The 22,680-nt window shown below is 64.5% G+C and carries 29 protein-coding genes and 1 tRNA gene; 10 read left to right on the top strand and 20 right to left on the bottom strand.

Annotated elements, in window-relative coordinates; genetic code table 11:
* Positions 1-96: 96 nt before the first annotated feature.
* The 11 genes from rpsQ to rpsJ form a co-directional block, all read right to left on the bottom strand.
* On the bottom strand, positions 97-369 hold the full coding sequence (gene rpsQ, locus QP165_RS04410; RefSeq protein WP_031393756.1) for a 30S ribosomal protein S17: 273 nt from the start codon (positions 367-369) through the stop codon (positions 97-99).
* A gap of 10 nt (positions 370-379) precedes the next feature.
* Positions 380-586: a 50S ribosomal protein L29 gene (rpmC, locus tag QP165_RS04415; RefSeq protein ID WP_031393757.1), complete on the bottom strand. Its 207-nt coding sequence runs from the start codon at positions 584-586 to the stop codon at positions 380-382.
* 4 nt (positions 587-590) lie between these two features.
* The gene (gene rplP, locus QP165_RS04420) at positions 591-1,025 is read right to left on the bottom strand and encodes a 50S ribosomal protein L16 (RefSeq protein ID WP_056015542.1); all 435 of its coding nucleotides are present in this window, start codon (positions 1,023-1,025) and stop codon (positions 591-593) included.
* A 15-nt stretch (positions 1,026-1,040) separates the two neighbouring features.
* A complete protein-coding gene (rpsC, locus tag QP165_RS04425) occupies positions 1,041-1,748 on the bottom strand; it encodes a 30S ribosomal protein S3 (RefSeq protein ID WP_056015544.1) in 708 nt (235 codons plus the stop codon).
* Complete coding sequence (gene rplV, locus QP165_RS04430) at positions 1,748-2,125, bottom strand: 50S ribosomal protein L22 (RefSeq protein ID WP_037529220.1); 378 nt, start codon at positions 2,123-2,125, stop codon at positions 1,748-1,750. The genes rpsC and rplV overlap by 1 nt, the downstream gene beginning before the upstream one ends.
* Entirely contained in the window at positions 2,125-2,400 is a 276-nt protein-coding gene (gene rpsS / locus QP165_RS04435) for a 30S ribosomal protein S19 (RefSeq protein ID WP_031393761.1), read from the bottom strand. Before rpsS ends, rplV begins: the two co-directional genes overlap by 1 nt.
* 3 nt (positions 2,401-2,403) lie before the next feature.
* Positions 2,404-3,240 (bottom strand): 50S ribosomal protein L2, encoded by an 837-nt coding sequence (rplB, locus tag QP165_RS04440; protein WP_056015546.1) that lies wholly within the window; start codon positions 3,238-3,240, stop codon positions 2,404-2,406.
* Between the two features lie 4 nt (positions 3,241-3,244).
* Complete coding sequence (locus tag QP165_RS04445; RefSeq protein ID WP_056015548.1) at positions 3,245-3,559, bottom strand: 50S ribosomal protein L23; 315 nt, start codon at positions 3,557-3,559, stop codon at positions 3,245-3,247.
* Positions 3,552-4,178 carry a 50S ribosomal protein L4 gene (rplD, locus tag QP165_RS04450; RefSeq protein WP_055872651.1) on the bottom strand — a complete coding sequence of 209 codons (627 nt, stop codon included), beginning with the start codon at positions 4,176-4,178 and terminating at the stop codon, positions 3,552-3,554. Before rplD ends, QP165_RS04445 begins: the two co-directional genes overlap by 8 nt.
* A 2-nt stretch (positions 4,179-4,180) precedes the next feature.
* A complete protein-coding gene (gene rplC, locus QP165_RS04455) occupies positions 4,181-4,927 on the bottom strand; it encodes a 50S ribosomal protein L3 (protein WP_333994053.1) in 747 nt (248 codons plus the stop codon).
* 287 nt (positions 4,928-5,214) lie between these two features.
* Positions 5,215-5,523, bottom strand: a complete 309-nt coding sequence (gene rpsJ / locus QP165_RS04460) for a 30S ribosomal protein S10 (protein WP_007406109.1) — start codon at positions 5,521-5,523, stop codon at positions 5,215-5,217.
* 299 nt (positions 5,524-5,822) lie between these two features.
* On the opposite strand from rpsJ, the gene QP165_RS04465 reads away from it, so the two are divergent.
* Positions 5,823-6,197: an endonuclease domain-containing protein gene (locus QP165_RS04465; RefSeq protein WP_333994055.1), complete on the top strand. Its 375-nt coding sequence runs from the start codon at positions 5,823-5,825 to the stop codon at positions 6,195-6,197.
* A 141-nt stretch (positions 6,198-6,338) separates the two neighbouring features.
* On the opposite strand, the gene QP165_RS04470 is transcribed toward QP165_RS04465, so the two are convergent.
* The 6 genes from QP165_RS04470 to QP165_RS04495 form a co-directional block, all read right to left on the bottom strand.
* Positions 6,339-6,824 carry a hypothetical protein gene (locus tag QP165_RS04470; RefSeq protein ID WP_333994057.1) on the bottom strand — a complete coding sequence of 162 codons (486 nt, stop codon included), beginning with the start codon at positions 6,822-6,824 and terminating at the stop codon, positions 6,339-6,341.
* A gap of 229 nt (positions 6,825-7,053) precedes the next feature.
* A complete protein-coding gene (gene tuf, locus QP165_RS04475; protein WP_031393767.1) occupies positions 7,054-8,247 on the bottom strand; it encodes an elongation factor Tu in 1,194 nt (397 codons plus the stop codon).
* 106 nt (positions 8,248-8,353) lie between these two features.
* On the bottom strand, positions 8,354-10,450 hold the full coding sequence (gene fusA, locus QP165_RS04480) for an elongation factor G (protein ID WP_333994059.1): 2,097 nt from the start codon (positions 10,448-10,450) through the stop codon (positions 8,354-8,356).
* A gap of 123 nt (positions 10,451-10,573) precedes the next feature.
* Positions 10,574-11,044, bottom strand: a complete 471-nt coding sequence (gene rpsG, locus QP165_RS04485; protein ID WP_031393769.1) for a 30S ribosomal protein S7 — start codon at positions 11,042-11,044, stop codon at positions 10,574-10,576.
* Positions 11,045-11,093: 49 nt separating this feature from the next.
* Positions 11,094-11,465 (bottom strand): 30S ribosomal protein S12, encoded by a 372-nt coding sequence (gene rpsL / locus QP165_RS04490; protein WP_010164594.1) that lies wholly within the window; start codon positions 11,463-11,465, stop codon positions 11,094-11,096.
* Between the two features lie 255 nt (positions 11,466-11,720).
* A complete protein-coding gene (locus tag QP165_RS04495) occupies positions 11,721-12,749 on the bottom strand; it encodes an alpha/beta hydrolase (RefSeq protein ID WP_333994060.1) in 1,029 nt (342 codons plus the stop codon).
* A 210-nt stretch (positions 12,750-12,959) separates the two neighbouring features.
* On the opposite strand from QP165_RS04495, the gene QP165_RS04500 reads away from it, so the two are divergent.
* From QP165_RS04500 to nusG, 3 genes are all read left to right on the top strand, one after another.
* A tRNA-Trp gene (locus QP165_RS04500) sits at positions 12,960-13,036 on the top strand.
* Positions 13,037-13,628: 592 nt separating this feature from the next.
* On the top strand, positions 13,629-13,826 hold the full coding sequence (secE, locus tag QP165_RS04505) for a preprotein translocase subunit SecE (protein WP_056018608.1): 198 nt from the start codon (positions 13,629-13,631) through the stop codon (positions 13,824-13,826).
* A 9-nt stretch (positions 13,827-13,835) separates the two neighbouring features.
* A complete protein-coding gene (gene nusG, locus QP165_RS04510) occupies positions 13,836-14,372 on the top strand; it encodes a transcription termination/antitermination protein NusG (RefSeq protein ID WP_333994063.1) in 537 nt (178 codons plus the stop codon).
* Between the two features lie 95 nt (positions 14,373-14,467).
* Here nusG and QP165_RS04515 read toward each other — a convergent pair whose 3' ends face one another.
* The 3 genes from QP165_RS04515 to QP165_RS04525 form a co-directional block, all read right to left on the bottom strand.
* Entirely contained in the window at positions 14,468-14,737 is a 270-nt protein-coding gene (locus tag QP165_RS04515) for a Rid family hydrolase (RefSeq protein ID WP_333994065.1), read from the bottom strand.
* Positions 14,738-15,039: 302 nt separating this feature from the next.
* Positions 15,040-15,654, bottom strand: a complete 615-nt coding sequence (locus tag QP165_RS04520; protein ID WP_333996945.1) for a GNAT family N-acetyltransferase — start codon at positions 15,652-15,654, stop codon at positions 15,040-15,042.
* Positions 15,654-17,255, bottom strand: coding sequence for a flavin monoamine oxidase family protein (locus tag QP165_RS04525; RefSeq protein WP_333994067.1), 1,602 nt, complete (start codon positions 17,253-17,255; stop codon positions 15,654-15,656). The genes QP165_RS04520 and QP165_RS04525 overlap by 1 nt, the downstream gene beginning before the upstream one ends.
* Positions 17,256-17,631: 376 nt before the next feature.
* Here QP165_RS04525 and QP165_RS04530 point away from each other — a divergent pair, with 376 nt between their 5' ends.
* From QP165_RS04530 to QP165_RS04555, 6 genes are all read left to right on the top strand, one after another.
* Complete coding sequence (locus tag QP165_RS04530; RefSeq protein WP_333994068.1) at positions 17,632-18,327, top strand: endonuclease/exonuclease/phosphatase family protein; 696 nt, start codon at positions 17,632-17,634, stop codon at positions 18,325-18,327.
* A gap of 51 nt (positions 18,328-18,378) precedes the next feature.
* Positions 18,379-19,320 carry a patatin-like phospholipase family protein gene (locus QP165_RS04535; RefSeq protein ID WP_333994070.1) on the top strand — a complete coding sequence of 314 codons (942 nt, stop codon included), beginning with the start codon at positions 18,379-18,381 and terminating at the stop codon, positions 19,318-19,320.
* Positions 19,218-20,666 carry a patatin-like protein gene (locus QP165_RS04540; RefSeq protein WP_333994071.1) on the top strand — a complete coding sequence of 483 codons (1,449 nt, stop codon included), beginning with the start codon at positions 19,218-19,220 and terminating at the stop codon, positions 20,664-20,666. The genes QP165_RS04535 and QP165_RS04540 overlap by 103 nt, the downstream gene beginning before the upstream one ends.
* Before the next feature lie 92 nt (positions 20,667-20,758).
* Positions 20,759-21,142 carry a LapA family protein gene (locus tag QP165_RS04545; RefSeq protein WP_333994072.1) on the top strand — a complete coding sequence of 128 codons (384 nt, stop codon included), beginning with the start codon at positions 20,759-20,761 and terminating at the stop codon, positions 21,140-21,142.
* Complete coding sequence (gene pyrF / locus QP165_RS04550) at positions 21,139-21,813, top strand: orotidine-5'-phosphate decarboxylase (RefSeq protein WP_333994073.1); 675 nt, start codon at positions 21,139-21,141, stop codon at positions 21,811-21,813. The genes QP165_RS04545 and pyrF overlap by 4 nt, the downstream gene beginning before the upstream one ends.
* A 182-nt stretch (positions 21,814-21,995) precedes the next feature.
* Positions 21,996-22,631, top strand: coding sequence for a phosphoribosylanthranilate isomerase (locus QP165_RS04555; RefSeq protein ID WP_443019262.1), 636 nt, complete (start codon positions 21,996-21,998; stop codon positions 22,629-22,631).
* Positions 22,632-22,680 lie beyond the last annotated feature (49 nt).

Consider the following 22,680-nt stretch of genomic DNA (forward strand, 5'->3'; position numbering starts at 1 on the left):
AAACCGTCATCCTGTCGAAAGCTGGGATCCAGAGTGATCAGGCGTTACGCCCTTGGCTCTGGATCCTGACTTTCGTCAGGATGACGGGAACCCCGTTCAGCCCTCGGCCGAAGCCCGCTCCGGCGTCGCGTGGGTGTTGACCCGCTCGATCACCTTCCAGGTCTTCAGCTTGGAGATCGGTGCGGTCTCTTCGATCCGCACGGTCTCGCCCTGCTTGAACTCGTTGCTCTCGTCATGAGCATGATACTTCTTCGAGCGACGGATGATCTTCCCGTAGAGCGGGTGCTTCACCTTACGCTCGACGTTCACGACCACCGTCTTGTCGCCCTTGTCGGACACGACCAGACCGGTCAGCACGCGCTTCGGCATGATGTGTTCCTTACTTCGCGGCGTCAGCGCTGGTGCGCTGAGCCTGCAGGGTCTTAATGCGAGCGATGTCGCGGCGGACCTCACGAACGCGGCTCGGCTTTTCGAGCTGGTTCGTGGCGGCCTGAAAGCGCAGGTTGAACTGCTCGCGCTTCAGTTCGCCGAGCGACTCCGACAGCTGGTCGTCGCTCTTGGCCTTCATGTCGTCGATACGAGCCATGATCTTACTCGCCTCCCAGATGCGAGGTGTCACCCAGGCGGGCAACGACCTTTACCTTGATCGGCAGCTTCATGGCCGCCCGCTCGAATGCCTCTGCGGCGATCCGGCCCTCGACACCGTCGAGTTCGAACAGAATCCGACCCGGCTTGACGCGCGCGGCCCAGAACTCGGGCGAACCCTTGCCCTTACCCATGCGGACTTCGGCAGGCTTCGACGAGACGGGGACGTCCGGGAAGATGCGGATCCACAAACGCCCCTGGCGCTTGATGTGACGCGTGATCGCGCGGCGAGCCGCCTCGATCTGGCGTGCGGTGATCCGGTCAGGCTCCATCGCCTTCAGCCCGTAGGATCCGAAATTGAGCGAGAAGCCACTCTTGGCGTCGCCCGAAATCTTCCCCTTGAAGGCCTTCCGGAACTTGGTCTTTTTTGGTTGCAGCATGTCTGTTCCTGACCCTTAGCGACGATCGTCGCGCTGCGGACGCACGCCGGAGGTCTGAGCCTCCATCATGATCCGGTCGTACGACGTCGGATCATTGCCGAGAATCTCGCCCTTGAAGACCCAGACCTTCACGCCGCAAACGCCGTAGGACGTGTGCGCCGTAGCCTCGGCATAATCGATGTTCGCGCGCAGCGTGTGCAGCGGAACGCGACCTTCGCGGTAGCTCTCGGAGCGGGCGATCTCTGCGCCGCCAAGACGGCCGCCGCAGTTCACGCGGATGCCCTCGGCACCGAGACGCATCGCCGACTGGACCGCACGCTTCATGGCGCGACGGAAGGCAATACGACGCTCGAGCTGATCGGCGATGCCCTGCGCGACGAGACGCGCATCGACTTCCGGCTTGCGGATCTCGACGATGTTCAGCGACACGGTCGACGACGTCATCTTGCCGATCGTCGAACGCAGCTTCTCGATGTCCGCGCCCTTCTTGCCGATGATCACGCCGGGGCGTGCAGCGAAGATGGAGATGCGGCACAGCTTGGCAGGACGCTCGATCACGACCTTCGAGATCGCGGCCTGCGGCAGCGTCTTGATGATGTACGCGCGGATCTTGAGATCCTCGAGCAGCAACCGACCATAGTCGGCGCCCTCGGCGTACCAGCGGCTGTCCCAGGTGCGGTTGATCTGCAGACGCAGACCGATGGGATTGCTCTTCTGACCCATTATGCTTCTTCCTGCTCGCGCACGACGATGCGCAGACGGCTGAATGGCTTGAGGATGCGGGTCGACTTGCCGCGGCCGCGGGTAGCGAAGCGCTTCATCGTGATCGACTTGCCAACCGAGGCCTCGGCGACGACCAGCGAGTCGACGTCGAGGTTGTGGTTGTTCTCCGCATTGGCGATGGCCGAGGCCAGCACCTTGCGCGCTTCGATCGCCATGCCCTTGGTCGAGAAGGCGAGGATGTTCATCGCATCGCCGACCTTCTTGCCACGGATCAGCGCAGCCACGAGGCCGAGCTTCTGCGCGGAACCACGGATCTGCGTACCGACCGAAAGCGCCTCGTTATCCGCGACCTTGCGCGGGCTGACTTGCTTAGACATCAGCGCTTGCCCTTCTTGTCGGCGGAGTGGCCGGGGAAGTAGCGCGTGGGCGCGAACTCGCCCAGCTTCATCCCGACCATGTCCTCGTTAACCGAGACCGGCACGAACTTGCGGCCGTTATAGACGTTGAACGTGAGGCCCACGAACGACGGCAGGATCGTCGAGCGGCGCGACCAGGTCTTGATCGGCGAACGCGCGTTGGTGTCCTGGGCGGTTTCTGCCTTCTTGAGCAGATGAAGGTCCACGAAAGGACCCTTCCATACGGAACGAGCCATCGTTTAGCCCTTCTTCTTCGCGTGACGCGACCGGATGATCATCTTGTCGGTCGACTTGTTATGACGAGTGCGAGCACCCTTCGTCGGCTTGCCCCAAGGCGTGACCGGATGACGGCCACCCGAGGTGCGGCCTTCACCACCGCCGTGCGGATGGTCTACCGGGTTCTTGGCGACACCACGGGTCAGCGGACGGATACCCATCCAGCGCGAACGCCCTGCCTTGCCGAGGTTCTGGTTCTGGTTGTCGGGGTTCGAGACCGCGCCAACCGTCGCCATGCAATCGCTGCGGATGTAGCGCTGCTCGCCCGAGTTCAGGCGGACCATCACCATGCCCTTGTCGCGACCGACGACCTGCACGTACGTGCCGGCCGAACGGGCGATCTGGCCACCCTTCATCGGCTTCATCTCCACATTGTGGACGATGGTGCCGACGGGCATCTGACCGAGTTCCATGGCATTGCCTGGCTTCACGTCGGTCTTCTTGGCCGCGATCACCTTGTCGCCGACGCCCAGACGCTGCGGCGCCAGGATGTAGGCCAGCTCTTCGTCCGGGTACTTGACCAGGGCGATGAACGCGGTGCGGTTGGGATCATACTCGATCCGCTCGACGATGCCCTCGACGTCCCACTTGCGACGCTTGAAGTCGATGTAGCGGTACTTCTGCTTGTGACCGCCGGCGATGCCGCGCGAGGTCACATGGCCCTTGTTGTTACGACCGCCGGTCTTGTGCTTGCCTTCGGTCAGCGCCTTGACGGGGCGACCCTTCCAGAGCGACGACTTGTCGACCAGGATGAGACCGCGGCGTGCCGGCGATGTCGGATTATAATGCTTGAGTGCCATGGCCTCAGATCCCCGTCGTCACGTCGATGGACTGACCGTCCTTCAACGTCACGATTGCCTTTTTCATGTCCGAGCGCGAATAGTTCGTGCCCTTCCACTTCTTGGTCTTGCCCTTCTGGACGAGCGTGTTCACGCCGACGACGTTCACGTCGAACAGCGCCTCGACGGCCGCCTTGATCTCGGGCTTCGTGGCGTCGTTGGACACCTTGAACACCACCGCGTTGTGCTCCGACAGGGTCGTCGTCTTCTCGGTGATGTGCGGCGCGAGGATAACGTCGTAATGACGGTTATCGATCGTGCCCTTCTGCTTCTTAGCCATGGAAGCGCGCCTCCAGCTTTTCGACAGCGGCGCGCGTCAGCACCAGCGTGTCATGCTTCAGGATGTCGTAAACATTGGCGCCGGCTGCCGGCATCACGTTCACTTCGTACAGGTTGCCCGCAGCGAATGCGAAGCTGGTGTCGACCATGTCGCCGTCGATGACGAGCGCACGCTTGCCGAAGCCGAGCTTGGCGAGATCGCCGAGCAGCGTCTTGGTCTTGCCACCCTCGACAGCCAGGCTGTCCATGATAACCAGCGAACCCGCCTTGGCGTGGCTGCTGAGCGCCATGCGCAGGCCGAGTGCGCGAACCTTCTTGTTCAGCGACGGGTTGAAGTCACGGACGCGGGCGCCGTGTGCCTTACCACCACCGATGAACACAGGGGCGCGACGATCGCCGTGACGCGCCGTACCGCCGCCCTTCTGGCGACCGAACTTCTTGCCGGTGCGAGCGACGTCTGCGCGCTCACGGGTGCCGCGAGCCGTCTCGCGACGCTTCTCGAGCTGCCAGGTGACGACACGGTGCAGGATGTCGGCGCGCGGATCGAGGCCGAAGACCTCGTCGTTGAGCTCGATGTCCGCAGCGTCGGTACCGGCGAAAGATGAAACCTTGATCTTCACGCTCAGCCCTCCTGGCCGTCGGCTGCAGGTGCGTCGGTCGTTTCGGCCGGCGTGTCTGCTGCAGTGTTGCTGCTGGTGGTCTTGAGACCGGCGGGGAACGGTGCGTCGGCGTGGCGCGCGACCTTCACCGAGTCCTTGACGAAGAGCCAGCCGCCCTTGGAGCCAGGAACCGAACCCTTGACGAACAGGAGACCACGCTCGACGTCCGTCGATACGATCTCGAGGTTCTGCTGGGTGCGATACTTGTCGCCCATGTGGCCGGCCATCTTCTTGTTCTTGAAGACCTTGCCCGGATCCTGGCGCTGACCGGTCGAACCGAGCGAACGGTGCGAGACCGACACGCCGTGGGTTGCCCGCAGACCGCCGAAGCCCCAACGCTTCATGCCGCCCTGGAAGCCCTTACCCTGGGTCTTGCCCTGGATATCGACGATCTGGCCTGCGACATAATGGTCGGCCGAGATCTCGGCGCCAACGTCGAGCAGGCCGTCTGCGTTCACACGGAACTCATGGACGACAGCCTTGGGCTCCACTTCGGCCTTGCCGAAATGGCCGCGCTGCGGCTTTGCAACATTCTTCGACTTGGCAACGCCTGCACCAAGCTGGACGGCGGTGTAGCCGTCACGATCCATCTCGCGAACGGAAACGACCTGATTGCCTTCGAGTGCCAGAACGGTGACCGGCACGTGCCGACCATCTTCCTGGAACAGGCGGGTCATCCCCATCTTCTTCGCGATCACGCCAGTACGCATGATCTTGTCCCTTCCTAGACAGAGGCCCCGTCGGACTATTCCTCGGGGGCTTGCGGACCATGTCCGGAGCAAGCTCCATGATGCATCCACCTGACCCCATTCCCGGCAAATGCCCTGAATGGAGTCGGATCAACCCGGTAAATACGAAACGCGCCCCGTCCCGGGCTGGTGCTCCTGCGAATGCGGGAGCGTGACGGGGGACGCTGCCCCGTCGGTTTGCACCGACGGCGGTATCCCAATGTCGAACGGCGCGGGACCGTTACCGGTCGACCGCGCCGCGCTCGCCCTTAGGCGAGCTTGATCTCGACGTCAACGCCAGCGGCGAGGTCCAGCTTCATCAGCGCATCGACCGTCTGCGGCGTCGGCTGGACGATATCCAGCATACGCTTGTACGTGCGCACCTCGAACTGCTCGCGCGACTTCTTGTCGATGTGCGGGCCGCGGTTCACGGTGAATTTTTCGATGCGCGTCGGAAGGGGAATCGGACCGCGGATGAGCGCGCCGGTGCGGCGTGCGGTGTCGGCGATGTCGCCAGTGGCCTGATCGAGCACACGGTGATCGAACGCCTTCAGACGAATGCGGATATTGCTGTCCATAGTCCCTACCGATGCGAAAGAGCGGGCCCGTTTCCGGGCTCTTGCTGGTTGATGTTTAAACCGAAGGCGGGCCATTACGGGAGAGTCGGGTGAAATGCAACCGGCGGTTGAGGGTTTTCGACGCGTTGCCGGCAACCAAGGAAGGATCGGCCGACGCCGCCCTATCCTCCCCCTCCGACGCCTACGGCGCCACACCTCCCTGGCGGGGGAGGATTGTGAAGGTTAGCTTGCGCTCGCAAACAATCCTCCCCCGCCAGGGGGAGGTGGCACGCGCAGCGTGACGGAGGGGGAGGCAGGCGATGCGACTCGATGGGTCCCTGACCAGCCACAGCAACGCCAAGCGCCTGCGCAAACAGATGACTCCACCGGAGATCGCGTTGTGGCTAGCGCTACGCGGCAACGAGGCAGGCCTGCGTTTCAGACGGCAACATGCTGCAGGGCGATACGTCCTGGACTTCTACTGTGCCCCAGCCCGGCTCGCGATCGAAGTCGACGGCGAATCCCACAACCACGGCGACCGCCCTGAACGAGACGCAACGCGCGACGCTTGGCTAGTCAGCCAGAACATCCACGTCCTCCGCTACCCAGCCCGCGAAATGCTAGCCAACCTCGACGACGTCGTCCGCCAGATCACGTCTGTTGCGCTCCAACGACGAACCACCATCGAGAGGTAATCGCCCCCTCCCCCTCCGACGCCTCCGGCGCCACCTCCCCCTAGCGGGGGAGGATTTTAGTTTTCTCGCTCGCCCCTCAGTCTCTCCGTTCCGTGCTGAGTGGCAATAGCATCACTATGAATACCGACGGCAAAGGAACCTTCACGCAATGTAGGGGCTGGCGATAATGGGTCCGGGCGGTGGCATACCTTGCTCAGCTTCGTAGATGCCGCGCGTGGCGTCGCTATAGGCTTGGATAGCAAGTCTACAAAGGTAGTCCGCCCACAGCAGAAGTTGCGGCAGGTCTCGCATCCAAACTTGATGATCGTTCCGTAGATTGATTGCCGATGGGCGTAATCCGGCCTCGCTGGTGAACCCATGCACTAGAGTATGGCGAGGCTCGACGACGCGCGAGAAGCCATTCCGAAGACCGGTCAATTGTTGATCCAGGCGGGATCCGTCGCGAGCTACCAAATCTCGAAGTCTTTCGAGCTTGTCGGCCATCGGCGTGCGTTGCACCTTCTCGGTCGTGAGCGTGACGCCCACCGAAAAGGACTGATGCCACCATAATTTGGCCGTCACGCTCTCTGCTGAGGCGATCGCGGTTATGAACCGTCCGATGTCTGCATAGTCGGCGTCACGCAGCATATCGTGTCCTTCCTGAGCAAGCGCGACCCACAAGCGGCACATCAGAGCGTAACACTCCGGGACAGACGCTATCTGGCAACCTGACTGAGACGCGATATCTGTAGTTGTGTGATCGCGGACTACGTTGATCAAGCTTGTCAAACACCGCGCGCCCTTCAGACACGAAAAAGCCCGGCCTCTCTCGCGAGAAGCCGGGCTCTTTTCGATCATCTCCCGAAGGAGAAGACGCTTACTTGTCGATCTGGCTCACGACGCCTGCACCGACGGTACGGCCGCCTTCGCGGATCGTGAAGCGCTGGCCCACGTCCATGGCGATCGGGGCGATCAGCTTGATGCCGAGCGACACGTTGTCGCCTGGCATGACCATCTCGGTGCCCTCAGGCAGCTCGACGGTGCCGGTCACGTCCGTCGTACGGAAGTAGAACTGCGGGCGGTAGTTGGCGAAGAACGGCGTGTGACGGCCACCCTCTTCCTTCGACAGCACGTACACTTCCGAGTTGAAGTCGGTGTGCGGCTTGATCGTGCCTGGCTTGCAGAGCACCTGGCCACGCTCGACTTCGTCGCGTGCGACGCCGCGGATCAGCGCGCCGACGTTATCGCCAGCCTGGCCCTGGTCGAGCAGCTTGCGGAACATCTCGACGCCCGTGACCGTGGTCTTGCGAACGGTCGGGTGGATACCGACGATCTCGACTTCCTCGCCAACCTTGACGATGCCCGTCTCGACGCGGCCGGTGACAACCGTACCACGACCCGAGATCGAGAACACGTCCTCGATCGGCATCATGAACGGCTTGTCGAGCGGACGCTCGGGCTGCGGGATGTAGTCGTCGACAGCCTGCATCAGCTCGGTGACGGCGTCGGCGCCGAGCTTCTGGTTCGAACCCGACAGCGCGCAGGTTGCCGAACCCTTGATGACGGGGATGTCGTCGCCCGGGAAGTCGTACGAGCTGAGCAGCTCGCGGATTTCCATCTCGACCAGCTCGAGGATTTCCTCGTCGTCGACCAGATCGACCTTGTTCATGAACACGACCATCGCCGGCACGCCGACCTGGCGTGCGAGCAGGATGTGCTCACGGGTCTGTGGCATCGGGCCATCGGTCGCCGAAACGACGAGGATCGCGCCGTCCATCTGGGCTGCGCCGGTGATCATGTTCTTCACATAATCGGCGTGGCCCGGGCAATCGACGTGTGCGTAGTGACGGTTGGCCGTCTCGTACTCGACGTGTGCGGTCGAGATCGTGATACCGCGCTCGCGCTCCTCGGGAGCCTTGTCGATGTTGGCGAAGTCGACGGCGGTACCGCCGGTCGTCTCTGCCAGAACCTTCGTGATCGCAGCGGTGAGCGACGTCTTGCCATGATCGACGTGACCGATGGTGCCGATGTTGAGATGCGGCTTGTTCCGCTCAAATTTTGCCTTGGCCATTGTTTCCTACCTTCTGATTCGTATTCCGGTGCCACACCGGGAACCGCGCGAACGCGGCCCCATAGCGGCTGTTAAAGCCTGACGCTAGCCCTACCCCCTTAAAGGGTTAGGCCAGTTTCGCCTTCACCTCGTCAGCGACGTTCTGCGGCACTTCGTCGTAATGCGAGAACTGCATCGAGTATTGTGCACGGCCCTGCGTGAACGAGCGGAGCGAATTCACATAGCCGAACATGTTGGCCAGTGGCACCATCGCCTCGACCGTCTGCGCGTTGCCGCGGCTGTCGGTGCCCTGAATCTGGCCACGACGGCTGTTCATGTCGCCAATGACGTCGCCCAGATAATCCTCCGGGGTGACGACCTCAACCTTCATGACCGGCTCGAGCAGCGTGATGCCCGACTTCTGTGCAGCTTCGCGCATGGCGCCACGTGCACAGATTTCGAACGCCAGTGCCGACGAGTCGACGTCGTGATACGCGCCGTCATACAGCACGATCTCGAAATCGATGATCGGGAAGCCGACCAGCGAACCCGACGCAGCGGTCTCGCGGAAGCCCTTCTCGATCGCAGGCAGATATTCCTTCGGAATGTTGCCGCCCTTGATCTCGTCCTTGAACGTGATGCCCGACCCGCGCTCGCCCGGCGTCAGCTTCACCTTCACGCGACCGAACTGCCCGGTACCACCCGACTGCTTCTTGTGCGTGTAGTCGATGTCGACCGGCTTCTTGAGGTACTCGCGATACGCCACCTGCGGCGCGCCGACATTGGCCTCGACCTTGAACTCACGCTTCATGCGGTCGACCAGGATCTCGAGATGAAGCTCGCCCATGCCCTTGATGATGGTCTGGCCCGACTCGGGGTCCGACGACACGCGGAACGAGGGATCCTCGCGTGCGAGACGATTGAGCGCGACGCCCATCTTCTCCTGATCGGCCTTCGTCTTCGGCTCCACCGACAGCTCGATCACGGGCTCGGGGAATTCCATCCGCTCGAGGATGATCGGTGCGTTCATCGCGCAGAGCGTGTCGCCCGTCGTGGTATCCTTGAGGCCTGCGAGCGCGACGATGTCGCCAGCAAAGGCTTCCTGGATGTCCTCACGGCTGTTCGCATGCATGAGCAACATGCGGCCGACCTTTTCCTTCTTGTCCTTGACCGAGTTGGTGACCTGCGATGCGGTCTCCAGCTTGCCCGAATAGATGCGCGCGAAGGTCAGCGTGCCAACGAACGGATCATTCATGATCTTGAACGCCAGCGCCGAGAACGGAACCTCGTCCGACGAAGGACGCTCGTCCGGCGTCACGCCGTCGAGCTTCAGACCCTGAATCGCGGGAACGTCGAGCGGCGAAGGCAGATAGTCGACCACGGCGTCGAGCAGGGGCTGGACGCCCTTGTTCTTGAACGCCGAACCGCAGACCACCGGCACGAAGGCCATGCTGAGCGTACCCTTGCGGATCAGCTTCTTGAGGTCGGCGACGCTTGGCTCGTTACCCTCGAGATACGCTTCCATCAGAGCATCGTCCTGCTCGACGGCCATCTCGATCAGATCGCTGCGGTACTTTGCGGCCTTGTCGGCCATGTCGGCCGGGATGTCCTGATATTCGAACTTCGCGCCGAGGCTTTCTTCGAGCCAGATGATCGCGCGGTTCTCGACGAGGTCGACGAGGCCCTTGAAGCCGCCTTCCATGCCGATCGGCAAGTACAGGACCGCCGGGCGCGCGCCGAGACGCTCGATGATCGAGTCGACGCAGAAATAGAAGTCGGCACCGGTGCGGTCGAGCTTGTTGACGAAGCACATGCGCGGCACGCCGTACTTGTCGGCCTGACGCCACACGGTCTCGGACTGCGGCTCGACGCCGGCAACGCCGTCGAAGCATGCGACCGCGCCGTCGAGGACGCGCAGCGAACGCTCGACTTCGATCGTGAAGTCGACGTGGCCGGGCGTGTCGATGATGTTGATAAGGTGCTCTTCGCCCTTACCTTCTTCGGCGCGCCACTTGCAGGTGGTCGCGGCCGAGGTGATCGTGATCCCGCGCTCCTGCTCCTGCTCCATCCAGTCCATCGTCGCGGTGCCTTCGTGCACTTCGCCGATCTTGTAGGACTTGCCGGTGTAATAGAGGATGCGCTCGGTCGTCGTCGTCTTGCCGGCGTCGATGTGCGCCATGATGCCGATGTTACGGTAACGTTCGAGCGGATGGCTGCGGGCCATGATCGTGCTTCCTTAAGGATATGGGGAGCCGAACGTGCCGGCTCCCCAATATATAGGTGTTTGCGTTACGGGCGAAAGACCGCCCGTGACACGGTTACCAATGCTAGGCTTCGAAGCCCGTAGTTACCAGCGATAGTGCGAGAATGCACGGTTGGCTTCTGCCATCCGGTGCGTGTCTTCGCGCTTCTTGACCGCGTTGCCGCGGTTGTTCGCGGCGTCCATCAGCTCGCCTGACAGCCGTGCGGCCATCGTGTTCTCGCTGCGCGAACGTGCCGCACCGATCAGCCAGCGGATCGCCAGCGCCTGTGCACGCTCGGGACGCACTTCGACGGGAACCTGGTAGGTTGCACCACCGACGCGACGCGAACGGACTTCGATGCCCGGCTTCACGTTGTTCAGCGCATCGTGGAAAACGCCGATCGGATCGCGCTTGGCGCGGCTCTCGACGGTTTCGAATGCACCGTACACGATCAGCTCTGCGACGGACTTCTTGCCGTCCAGCATGACGCTGTTCATGAACTTCGACAGAACCTCATCCCCGAACTTGGGATCAGGCAGGATGACCCGCTTTTCGGGACGACGACGACGTGCCATTTTATATTCCTTCTAAACTTCAGCCTTAGTGATCAGATACCTGATCGGCTTACTTCGGACGCTTGGCGCCGTACTTGGAACGCGACTGACGCCGGTCCTTCACACCCTGTGTATCGAGCACGCCGCGCAGGACGTGATAGCGAACACCGGGAAGATCGCGAACACGACCGCCACGGATCAGGACAACCGAATGCTCCTGAAGATTGTGGCCCTCGCCCGGGATGTAGCTGATGACTTCGCGCTGGTTGGTCAGGCGAACCTTGGCCACCTTGCGCAGAGCCGAGTTCGGCTTCTTCGGGGTCGTCGTGTAGACGCGCGTGCAAACGCCGCGCTTCTGCGGGTTGGCTTCCATCGCAGGGACCTTCGACTTGGCCTTCTGCGGATCGCGGCCCTTGCGGACCAGCTGGTTGATCGTCGGCATTGAAGCCTTCACCTTTCAAATGGTTACTTTGCTGGAGCCATTGAGGCGCCTGAGAATACAAAAGGACCATCGACGCGCACACGGCGCCCCTCAGGTCCTGGAATGCATCCAGCAATGTTCAAGCATGCCCGGCGGGAAACACTCCCGAAGAACAGGGCGCGCCTATAGGTCAGGACGCGGCGCGGGTCAACGGGCCGGAATCGGTTTGCGACGCCTGCAATCCTCCCCCAGACGGGGGAAGATCGTCGGGCGGCCCTACCGCGACCGCGCGCCGATCACGGTCAGCAGTGTCTTCTCGAATCGCACCGGATCCTCGACCTGCGGCGAATGGCCGAGCCCGTCGAGCGTCAGCAGCGTCGCGTTCGGCATCTGCTTGACCGCGCGCGGCGCGATCACCGGGATCGCCTCGAGGAACTTGCGCAGGTTCGCCGGGGCCTGCGCGCGACCAAAGGCAGTCTTGTCGAGCGTACCGACGATCAGCGTCGTCGGCGGGGTGACACGATAGAGCTCGTGCGCGACCGGCTGCGTCCGGATCATCTCGCTGGTCTTCGCCTGCGCGAGCGCCACGCTGTCGCGCCCCGCCCCCTGGTACATGCCCGCCTGCATCCAGACCCAACGGTCATAGGACGGCTTCCACGTGCCGTGATAATAGTTCTCGAGCTGATATGCCTTGATCGACGCGTAGCTCGTCTTCTTCTCGCCCACCCACAGGGTGTCGACATCGGTATAGGGCACGCCGTCCTCCGACCGATCCCTCAGCCCGAGCGGATTGACGAGAACCAGCCGCTCGACCGCCGCCGGGTACAGGATCGCGTAGCGCATCGCGAGCATCCCGCCCATCGAATGCCCGACGATCGTCGCGCGCGGGATGCCGCGCGATTCGAGGAGGCGCCGCGTGAACGTCGCGAGCATCTCGAAGCTGTACTGCGCCGCGCGCGGCTTGGACGACTTGCAGAAGCCGATCTGGTCGGGAACGATCACGCGGTAGCCGGCGCCGCTCAGCGCGCGCGCCGTGCTCCCCCAGGTCGCGCCGCAGAAATTCTTGCCGTGGAGCAGCACGACCGTGCGGCCATTGGGACGCTGCGGCGCAATATCCATGAACGCCATCTGCGCGGGCGCGCCGACGATATCGACCTCCATCGTCTGGACCGGCCAGGGATAGGCGAACCGTTCGAGCATCGGTCCGAAATCGGGAACGGCGGGCGGCTGATCCGCCGCAACCAGCATGAGCGCGGCAGGCAGGACGGTGGCGCGCGCGACCGCGCGGCGGAAATAACGTGACATAACAGGCTCCCTTTGCCCGCTTCCTATCCTGCACATCGGCCATCGTCACCCCGACGCCTGACACGCGGGGCGCGCCGCCTCACGGGCCCGGCCGCTGACACCATCCGGGGGACGACGCGCGCCCGCCGGTTGCACGAACGGCAATCGTCACGATCGTATGATCGGGCGCTTGCCCTCCCGCGGACATGGCGCTAGAGCCCGCCACCGCACAGGAGTGTAGCTCAGTTGGTTAGAGCGTCGGTCTCCAAAACCGAAGGCCCTCGGTTCGAATCCGAGCACTCCTGCCATTTCTCCATCGCTGTCCGCATCCGGCACCTCGACCATCGCGTCCAGGGACCCCGCTTCTTTGCGAACACCACGATTGCAAGAAATGCATTTGTTAATGCAATTTGCGCAGTTGTGAAGTTCGGTGCTGCGATGCACAAAGAGTGTGCCTTTCAGGCATCCTCTCCTAAAACTTTCATGGCCGGTCTCTGACCGGCCTTTTTTTCGTCCGCAGCAGGTGTATCCAGATCAGGCGATCGTCACGCCGGACAATAAAACAGAAACGTGGGAGCGGAGCCGCCGGCATGACCGGCACCGGCAGACGGCCGACGGGGGATCGAGCCGATCGCTCTCCCCCGTACCTTCCTCCCCCACCGCCACCCTGTTACGCGTCCTCCCCATTGCGGCTGCCATCAGCCATCCCCCGCCCCCTCGCCGTGCGCCCCCTTGCGTTCCCCCTGCGCGGAAGCTATCTGCGCCGCCATCCGACAGCAGAACGGACCCACGCCCCTGCTCTTGCAGGCTGCCCTCACCGGGGCGCCCTTCACAAGAAGCGGGTAACGGGTCTATGACTTGCTTCCTTCTTTTCCCAATCAGGCGGGTTCGAACAGCATCGTGGCTAAAACGTCCCCACTCGAATTCATCCGGCAGGTCCGCACGGAAACCTCCAAGGTCACGTGGCCGACGCGTCGCGAGACGATCATGACCGGCGTGATGGTCGTCATCATGACGACGATCCTCGCGGTCTTCTTCTTCGGCGTCGACTCGATCCTTCAGGCGATCGTCACCGCCCTTCTGAAACTCGCTCAATAAGGTCCGCACATGGCGCGCTGGTACATCATTCACGCCTATTCGGGTTTCGAGGGCAAGGTCCGCGACTCGATCATGGCAGAGGCGACCCGCATGGGTCTCGAACAGCTCGTCGAGCAGATCGAAGTCCCGACCGAGACGATCACCGAGGCCCGTCGCGGCAAGAAGATCGCGGTCGAGCGCAAGTTCATGCCGGGCTATGTGCTCGCCAAGCTGAACATGAACGACGACGTCTATCACCTCGTCAAGAACACTCCCAAGGTGACCGGCTTCCTCGGCAGCATGGGCAAGCCGCAGGCGATCAGCGAGGCGGAAGCCACGCGGATGCTCAACAGCAAGGAAGAGGCCGCCGCTGCGCCCAAGCAGAAGGTCAAGGTCGACTACGAGATCGGCGATCAGGTCAAGGTGCTCGACGGTCCGTTCGCGAGCTTCAACGGTCTGGTTGAGGAACTCGATTTCGACCGCAGCCGCGTCAAGGTGTCGGTCTCGATCTTCGGTCGCGCGACTCTCGTCGAGCTCGAGTTCGAACAGGTCGAACGCTCGAAGTGATCCAATGGGGCGGCACACCAGCCGCCCCGCTCACCCCGCAATCCTGACGACCGTCAGGACCGGGGCTCTTTTCAGGCCGTGACCGCCGGCTCGCCCTAGCGCTTCGCCACGACGCGTGCCGCCGTCGCCTCGATCTCCACGAGGAAATTGGGCCCCGCGAGCGCGGCTACCTGGACGGTCGACCGCGCGACGGTTTCAGGGTTCTCCGCCGTGCCGAAGAACATCTTGAACCCCTCGTTCATGCCCGCGAAATCCATCTTTCCATCGGTCCGCTTCGGATCCGCCGCGACGAACACCGTCAGCTTGTAGACGTCGCGCATGGTGTAGCCATGCTCGGCAAGGATCGCCTTTATCTTGGTCAGCACGCTGATCGTCTGCGTCCTGGTATCGCCGAACGAGATCCACCCCGGTGACGGGCTTGGAGGGATCGATCGGTGCCGCCAGCTGACCCGACAGCACCAGCGTCTCCGCCCCCGCCGGGATCGTCACGCTCTGCAGGATCAGCGAGGGCGTCGCTCCCGGATTGGCATGCCGGACGATCTGCGCCGCACAGGTCATCGGCGTGAGCAGCGCCGCCGCGACTCCCGCCGCCATGATGCTCCAGCGCGCCGCGATGTTCGTGTCAAAAGCCATTATCGTTTCTCCCGTGAATGTGAGGCCGGCTCCGTCAGGCGCCGGCCGGATCGTGCAGCGTCTTGTGCATCGGCACGAACGGGACCGCGATTCCGCCCGCGTCGACCGTGACGCCCGCCGCGGCGATGAAACCATGGCCGCGATAGAAGGCGACGCCCGACAATGTCGCCATCAGCGCGAGCGCGTCGAACCCCGCTGCGCGCGCCGCCCGCTCGCTGGCGTGCATGATCGCCGAACCGACGCCGCGGCGGACATAGTCGGGTGCGGTGAACATCGCACGGACCCGGGCAGCATCGCGTCCGGGCACCAGCAACGCGGGTGACCGATCGGCATAGCGGTCGCTGCCGAACAGCGTCGCGAACCGGCTCCAGCCGCCGCACCCCGCCAGCCTGCCGTCGATCTCCGCGACCAGATAGCTGCCGTCGTCGACGAGTTGGCTGTCGACCCCGAAGATGTCGCGGATGGCCATCGCCAGCGCATCGGGGGCGTAGAACGTGCGCCCCAGCGCGGCGGCGGATCGCGCGATCAGCGCTTCGAGCGCGGGGATGTCGTCCCGCGTCGCCACCCGGATCGATACCCCGCGCCCGTCGTTTGCCGCGACACCCCCCGCGTCGGCCGATCCCGCACCGGTCACCCCCGCATCCGCCATCACGCCGCCGCTTTGACCGGCTGGGTGACGCCATCGCCGCGCTGCATCGCTGCAACCGACGCGATCGCGTGATGCGCGGACTGGATCGCGCCTTCCTGCCAGCCCGGCGTCTGGCTGAGCGCGGCACTTGCAAAGACCGTGCGCCCCGCCGGCCTGTTGAGCAGGCGATAGCCGTCGGTGTCGATATCCCCTTCCTGATGCCCCGCCATCCCGACGAACCAGTTGGGCCACGGCCCCAGGCTGTACGGCACCTTGTTCCAGTTGACCGCGACGCCGTTGATCAGGTCCTTGCCATGCCCCGGGTGCAGCCGTTCGACCGCGGCGCGCGCGCGCGCGACCTGATCCGCGATCGGCAGCTTCGCGAACCCCTCGGCGCGCTCGCCCGAGGTGTAGCAGGCGAGCAGCATCCCGCGCGGACTGAACAGCCCCGCGCTGGGATACCAGATCAGCGACGTATCGCCGCCGACGAACGAGATCCCGCCATAGATCTGGTCCTTTTCCCAGAAGCGCGGCGCGTCGAACGCGACCTTGTTCGAATGGTCATAGACCACGCCGGCGATCGCTTCGGTCACTGGCTTGGCGAAATCGCAATCGACCTTCGCGAGGACGGGGAACGGGATCGTGCACACCGCAAAGTCGGCCACCGCGACCCGGCCCGCACCGGTCTTCGCATCGCGCCAGGCGATCTCGACGCTGTCGGGGCGATTGCGGATCCGCGTCACCTCGGCGCCGCGCACGACCTTGCGCGTCAACGCGCGCTCGAACCCGGCCGGGATCCGGTCCATCCCGCCGACGGGCTGGAACATCGTCGCCTGCATATAGACATTGTCCTCGAACAGCATCGCCGGAAGCTGTTCGTTGGCGAGCAACTGCCCGAGCGGGACGGGCGCGGGCGGTCGCGCGAACACCCCGACGCCGGCATCGGGAAACGCCTGGAACCCCGAGCGCAACGTTCCGGCGAAATGACCCTGCGGATCGAGGTCGCCATAGGTCTTGAGGAACGGCAGCAACGCTTGCTTGTCCGCAGCGCTCAGGCTTTGGTCGAGCGATCCCTGGTTGACCGCCTTCATCAGCAGCTCGGCGACGTGGCCGCGCGTGTCGTTGATCGCGGTGCGCATCCGCACCTTGTCGCCCTTTGCATTCATCAGGAATGCGCTGCGGCTGGAATTGATCTCGACCTCGAGCGGCACGCCCAGCTTGCCACAATAGCCGAGGATGCGGTGATGGAAGCTCGGCAGGCGCGCCGGCCCCGCGTTGAAATAGGCGCCCTCCGAAAACCGCGCGATCTGGTCCGCCTCGCCGTTCATCACGATCCGGTCGCCGTCACGCACCGTCCAGTTGCGCCCACCGACCCGGTCGCGCGCTTCGAGTACGGTGACGTCGAACCCGGCAGCCTGAAGTTCATAGGCAGCAACCAGCCCCGCGATCCCGGCGCCCAGCACGATCACCGACTTGCCCTTGCCGAACCCGGCCGGCAGGTCGGGCATCGGTGCCGCCGCCGCGACGTTGCCGGCAATCCCCAGTGCCTCCATCGCACCGAAGGTCGCGGCCGCGCCGCCCGCCATGCCGATATGCTGAAGAATCGATCGCCGCGTGATCATGTGTGCCGCCCCCGTTTACGCGCCGCAACCGCGGCGCTTCCCCTGGAAAGTCGCTCACCTTTCCAAGCGGCCGGACCTTGCGGCCCGGACACCGGCACACTCCCCCATCGACCGAAATGCCATGCATCTCGGCTCGTTATCGTTCGTCCCTGACTTTATTATGCTTACATGACACCCTAATGGGATCGCGTACGCAAGCGATATTTTGTCGTTTTCAACGGCACGCCTATACCAATATTGCGCATCACGGGATCACGACCATCTTTCGACATCGTTTATCCATCCAGTCGTTTCGCTGGTCTTTTCGGCGATCTGTCGGCCGGACGATAGCGACCTCGGCAACCCTCGCAGCATCCGCGGCGTTATCCCCCCGCACATGATCAAGGTCGCCAGCTACAACATCCACAAGGGCATCGGGCTCGATCGCCGGCGCAACCCCGAACGCGTGATCGAGGTCCTGCGCGAGATCGACGCGGACGTCGTCGCGCTGCAGGAGGCGGACCGGCGCTTCGGCACACGCGCCTGCGTCCTGCCGTTCCACATGCTCGAGGATCACAGCGACTGGAAGCCGATCCCCGTCGGTCTCAACGCGCTGAGCATGGGCTGGCATGGCAATGTCGTGCTCGTTCGCAAGTCCGCGACGATCGAGGCGTGTGATGCGATCCATCTCCCCTCGCTCGAACCGCGCGGCGCGGTGATGGCCGATGTCCGCACGGCGGGCGGGATGATCCGTGTCGTCGGGATGCACCTCGACCTGTCGGGGCTCTGGCGGCGGCGACAGGCCGCGGCGATCCTCGCGCATGTCGACGCCTGCGCGGCGCGGCATCCGACCGTATTGATGGGCGATCTCAACGAGTGGAGTGCCGGGTCGGGCTGTCTGCGCGATTTCGGCCGCGATTTCACCTTTGCCGAGACGGGCGCGAGCTTCCATTCGCGGCATGCGATCGCCCGGCTCGACCGGATCATGACATCGCGTGATCTCCGCGTCGTCGAATGCGGCGTGCATACCAGCCCGGCCGCGCGCAAGGCCTCGGATCACCTGCCGATCTGGGCAACGCTGGCCCCCGCATGACCGCCTGCGTCACGCATATCGCCCCCTTCCGGATCCGCGGCGGCTGACCCGGTGCGCGAGAAGGAACTTCGCCTTGCCCTTGTCTGCTACGGCGGGATCAGCCTCGCGGTCTACATGCACGGCATCACCAAGGAGATCTGGCACCTCGTCCGCGCCAGCCATGGGCATCATGATGGCAGCCCACGCGGCGGCGGGAGCCAGGCGGTCTACCGCGACCTGCTCGAGGAGATCGAGGCGCAGGGCGAATTACGCGTCCGCGTCCTTGCCGACATCATCGCGGGCGCGAGTGCGGGCGGGATAAACGGCATCTTCCTCGCGCAGGCGATCTCGACGGGGCAGAGCCTCGACCCGCTGACCGACCTTTGGCTGAGTTCCGCCGACGTCGAAGCGCTGATCGACCTCGACCGCAGCGCCGCGGTCGCGATTCTCGAAGGCCTGGGCGCTCCCGCTTGCGTGGGTTGCCGCGGGGCGCACCGCCGACAAGGTCCAGACGCTCGACGATTCAACGCGCGAGGAGGTCAAGGCGAAGCTGTCGCACTTCGTCCGCTCGCGCTGGTTCGAGCCGCCATTCGGCGGCGCGACCTTTACCGGGCTGCTGCTCGATGCGTTCGACGCGATGGCAGCGAGCACGCGCGGGCCGCGACTGCTTCCCCCGGCCAACCGCTCGACCTCTACGTCACCGTCACCGACTTCACGGGCCATCCCGAACGGCTCAAGCTCAATTCGCCGCCCGAAGTCGTCGAGACCGAACACCGCGTCGTCGTCGACTTCTCCGATCATGGCATCGCGACCGACAGCCTCGCCGACATTCCCGAGCTTGCGTTTGCCGCACGCGCGACGTCGAGCTTCCCGGGGCGTTCCCGCCGTTCGTCGTCGCCGAACTCGACGGCGTGCTCGACGCGCGGACGACGACATGGCCGGGCAAGGCCGCGTTCCTCAAGCGCATCCTGCCGCGTCAGTCCGCGACCAATACCGCGGAGCAGGTCGTGCTGATCGACGGGTCGGTGCTCGCCAATGCTCCGTTCCGCCCCGCGATCGACGCGTTGAAGGACCGCCCCGCGCGTCGCCAGATCGACCGGCGGTTCGTGTATATCGACCCCTCGCCCGGGATGAAATTTCGCCTGCCGCCGCAGGACGGTACGCCCGGTTTCTTCCAGACGATCATCGGCGCGATCAGCGAGCTTCCCCGCCAGCAGCCGATCCGGGACAATCTCGATGCGATCGCCGCGCGTTCGGCGCAGATCGACCGGATGCGCGCGATCGTCGATGCGATCCGTCCCGACGTCGAGGCGGAGGTCGAGTCGCTGTTCGGGCACACGCTCTTTCTCAACCGCCCGACCGCCGCGCGGCTCGTCGCATGGCGTGCGCGCGCGCAGAAGGCGGCCGCGGCCAGCGCGGGCTATGGCTATGCCGCCTATGGCCATCTGAAGGTCGCGGGCGTCGTCGAGACGCTCACCGGGCTTCTGTACCATGCCGGTGGCGAGCCGGGCCCCGAGCGCTGGGCACGGATCCGCGCCGCGATCGCGACGACGGTCACCGCGAGCGGCGCGGAGGCGATCGGTGCAGCGCATGGCGGGGGCGCGAGTGCGGAGACGATCGCGTTCCTCCGCCGCTTCGACCTGTCGTTCCGGATCCGCCGCCTGCGGCTGATGGCACGGCGCCTGACCGTGCTCGAGGCCGATGTCGACGAGGCCGGGCTCGCCCCGATCCGCGATGCGATCTACGTCGCGCTCTCTGCCTATCTCGAATGCCAGCGCGCCGACAAGCATACGGAGCTTCGCCATGCGGTCCGCTCGCTGCGCGGCGACGCCACCGCATTGCTCCACGCGCTCGGCCAGTCGCTCGACCTCGCGCGGCTCGATGCAGAAACCGACGTCCGGCTGGCGGACGCATTCGCGGCGCTCGACAAGCCCGTCCGCCGATCGATGCTGCTCGCCTATCTCGGCTTTCCCTATTTCGACACCGCGACGCTGCCGCTGCTCCAGGGCGAAGGGCTCGACGAATTCGATCCGATCAAGGTCGACCGAATCGCCCCCGACGACGCGGTCGCGATCCGCTCGGGTGGCGCCGAGGCGACGCTGAAGGGTATCCAGTTCAACAGCTTCGGCGCCTTTTTCAGCCGCGCCTACCGCGAGAACGACTATCTCTGGGGGCGGCTGCACGGTGCGGAGCGGATGATCGACATCACCGTGTCGACGTTGCCGGCGTCGGTCCGGATGAAGCCCGGCCGCGTCGCTGCGATCAAGCGCGCAGCCTTCGTCGCGATCCTCGACGAAGAGGAGGGCCGGCTGACCGCGATCCCCGCGCTTTTCGCCGATCTGCGCCGCGAAATCGGGTGATCGCGCGAATTCTCCGAAAAATCCCGCGACGCTCAAGGCTGGCCAAACCCGACCTCGGCGATTACCCCTGCGCAAATGCAAGGGGATAAGTCATGCAGTTCCTGAAAATCCTGTTCTGGTGCCTGCTGGCGTTCATCGCCGCGGTGTTCACCATCGCCAACTGGGCGACCGTGCCGATCCGGCTCTGGGGCGGGCTAATCGCCGACGTCAATCTGCCGATGCTGTTGCTCGTCACCTTCCTCGTCGGGTTCGTCCCGACCGCGCTCTACAATCTCGCGCTCCGCTGGCGTCTGCGTCAGAGGCTCGCGACCGCCGAGCGCACGATCCTCGACCTGCGCACCGCGCAGACACCACCGGCGGGCGCCTATCCGGCCGCCGCGACACCGGTTCGGACGTCGCCGGCCGCGGCTCCGACGATACCCGCAAGCGCATCGACGACCACGACGATCGCGCCCGTACCGAGTACGACACTGTGACGAACCGAATCTACGTTGCGCTCGACACGCCCGATCTAGCGCGCGCCAAGGCGATCGCCGCGCGCGTCCGCCATCATGTCGGCGGGATCAAGCTCGGGCTCGAATTCTTCTCAGCGCATGGTCAGCCCGGCGTCCATGCGATGGCCGAGTTCGGCCTGCCGATCTTCCTCGACCTCAAGCTGCACGACATTCCCAATACCGTCGCCAAGGCGGTGCAGGCACTCGGGACGCTGAACCCGGCGATCCTGACGGTGCATGCAAGCGGCGGCCGGGCGATGCTCGAGGACGCCAAGGCGGCAGCGCCGGCTAATACCAAGGTGATCGCAGTGACGATGCTGACGAGTCTCGACGCGTCCGATCTCGCCGCGACGGGCATCACCGGCAGCGCGCACGACCAGGTCTCGCGGCTGACCGAACTCGCGCGCGAGGCGGGCGTCGACGGTATCGTCTGCTCGGGTGCGGAGGTCGCCGCGGCGAAGGCGATCTGGCCGAAAGGGTTCTTCGTGGTGCCCGGAGTGCGGTTGCCCGACGGACAGACCGGCGACCAGAAGCGCGTCGTCACGCCGCGCCAGGCGCTCGATGCCGGCGCGTCGATCCTCGTGGTCGGCCGGCCGATCACGCAGGCCGAAGACCCCGACACCGCCGCCCGCGCGATCGGCGCGACGCTGTAGGGGCGCGCCGTCCTGACGGGCGGCCCCCGCGCAATCATGCCCCTTCCGTCATCCTGACGAAAGTCAGGATCCAGGGTTACTCAGGGCAGCGCATGGTACTCTGGGTCCTGACTTTCGTCAGGATGACGGGGGTTGCGAGCGTGGCCCACGCCTCTTTCGCTCGGAGGCATAAAAGGAACATCATGACTACCGCCAAGATCTGCGGCCTCTCCACCCCCGCGACGCTCGACGCCGCGATCAAACACGGGGCGAGCCATGTCGGCTTCGTGTTCTTCCCCGCCTCGCCGCGGCACGTGACGTTCGCAAAGGCCGCGGAACTCGCCGCACGCGTCCCGGGGCACGTCGCCAGGGTCGGCGTGTTCGTAGATCCGGAGGACGAGATGCTCGAACAGGCGGTCGCGTCGGCCGCACTCGACGTCCTGCAACTTCACAAGGTGACACCTGCGCGCGCCGCCGCGATCCGCGCAAAGTTCGGGATCGAGACCTGGGTGGCCGTGGCGGTGCGCACGCGCGGCGACCTCGAGGCCGCGCACGGCTTTTCCGGAATCGCCGACCGCATTCTCTACGACGCAAAGACGCCCGATTCGGCCGCATTGCCGGGCGGCATGGGGCTGCGGTTTGACTGGGACCTGCTCGACGGGTTCAGGCACCCCCTGCCCTGGGCGCTGTCGGGCGGGCTCGATCCGGCGAACGTCGCGGAAGCGATCCGGCGAACGGGAGCAGAACTAGTCGACGTGTCCTCCGGGGTCGAGAGCGCACCGGGCACCAAGGACGAAACCAGGATCGCGGCGTTCCTGAAGGCTGTCGCCACGCGCTAGCACCACCCCGGCGAAGGCCGGGGCCCAATTGGGAGACGCCTGTGACAGG

The sequence above is a fragment of the Sphingomonas sp. 22R3R2A-7 genome, from assembly GCF_036856055.1.
Lineage (GTDB): Bacteria > Pseudomonadota > Alphaproteobacteria > Sphingomonadales > Sphingomonadaceae > Sphingomonas.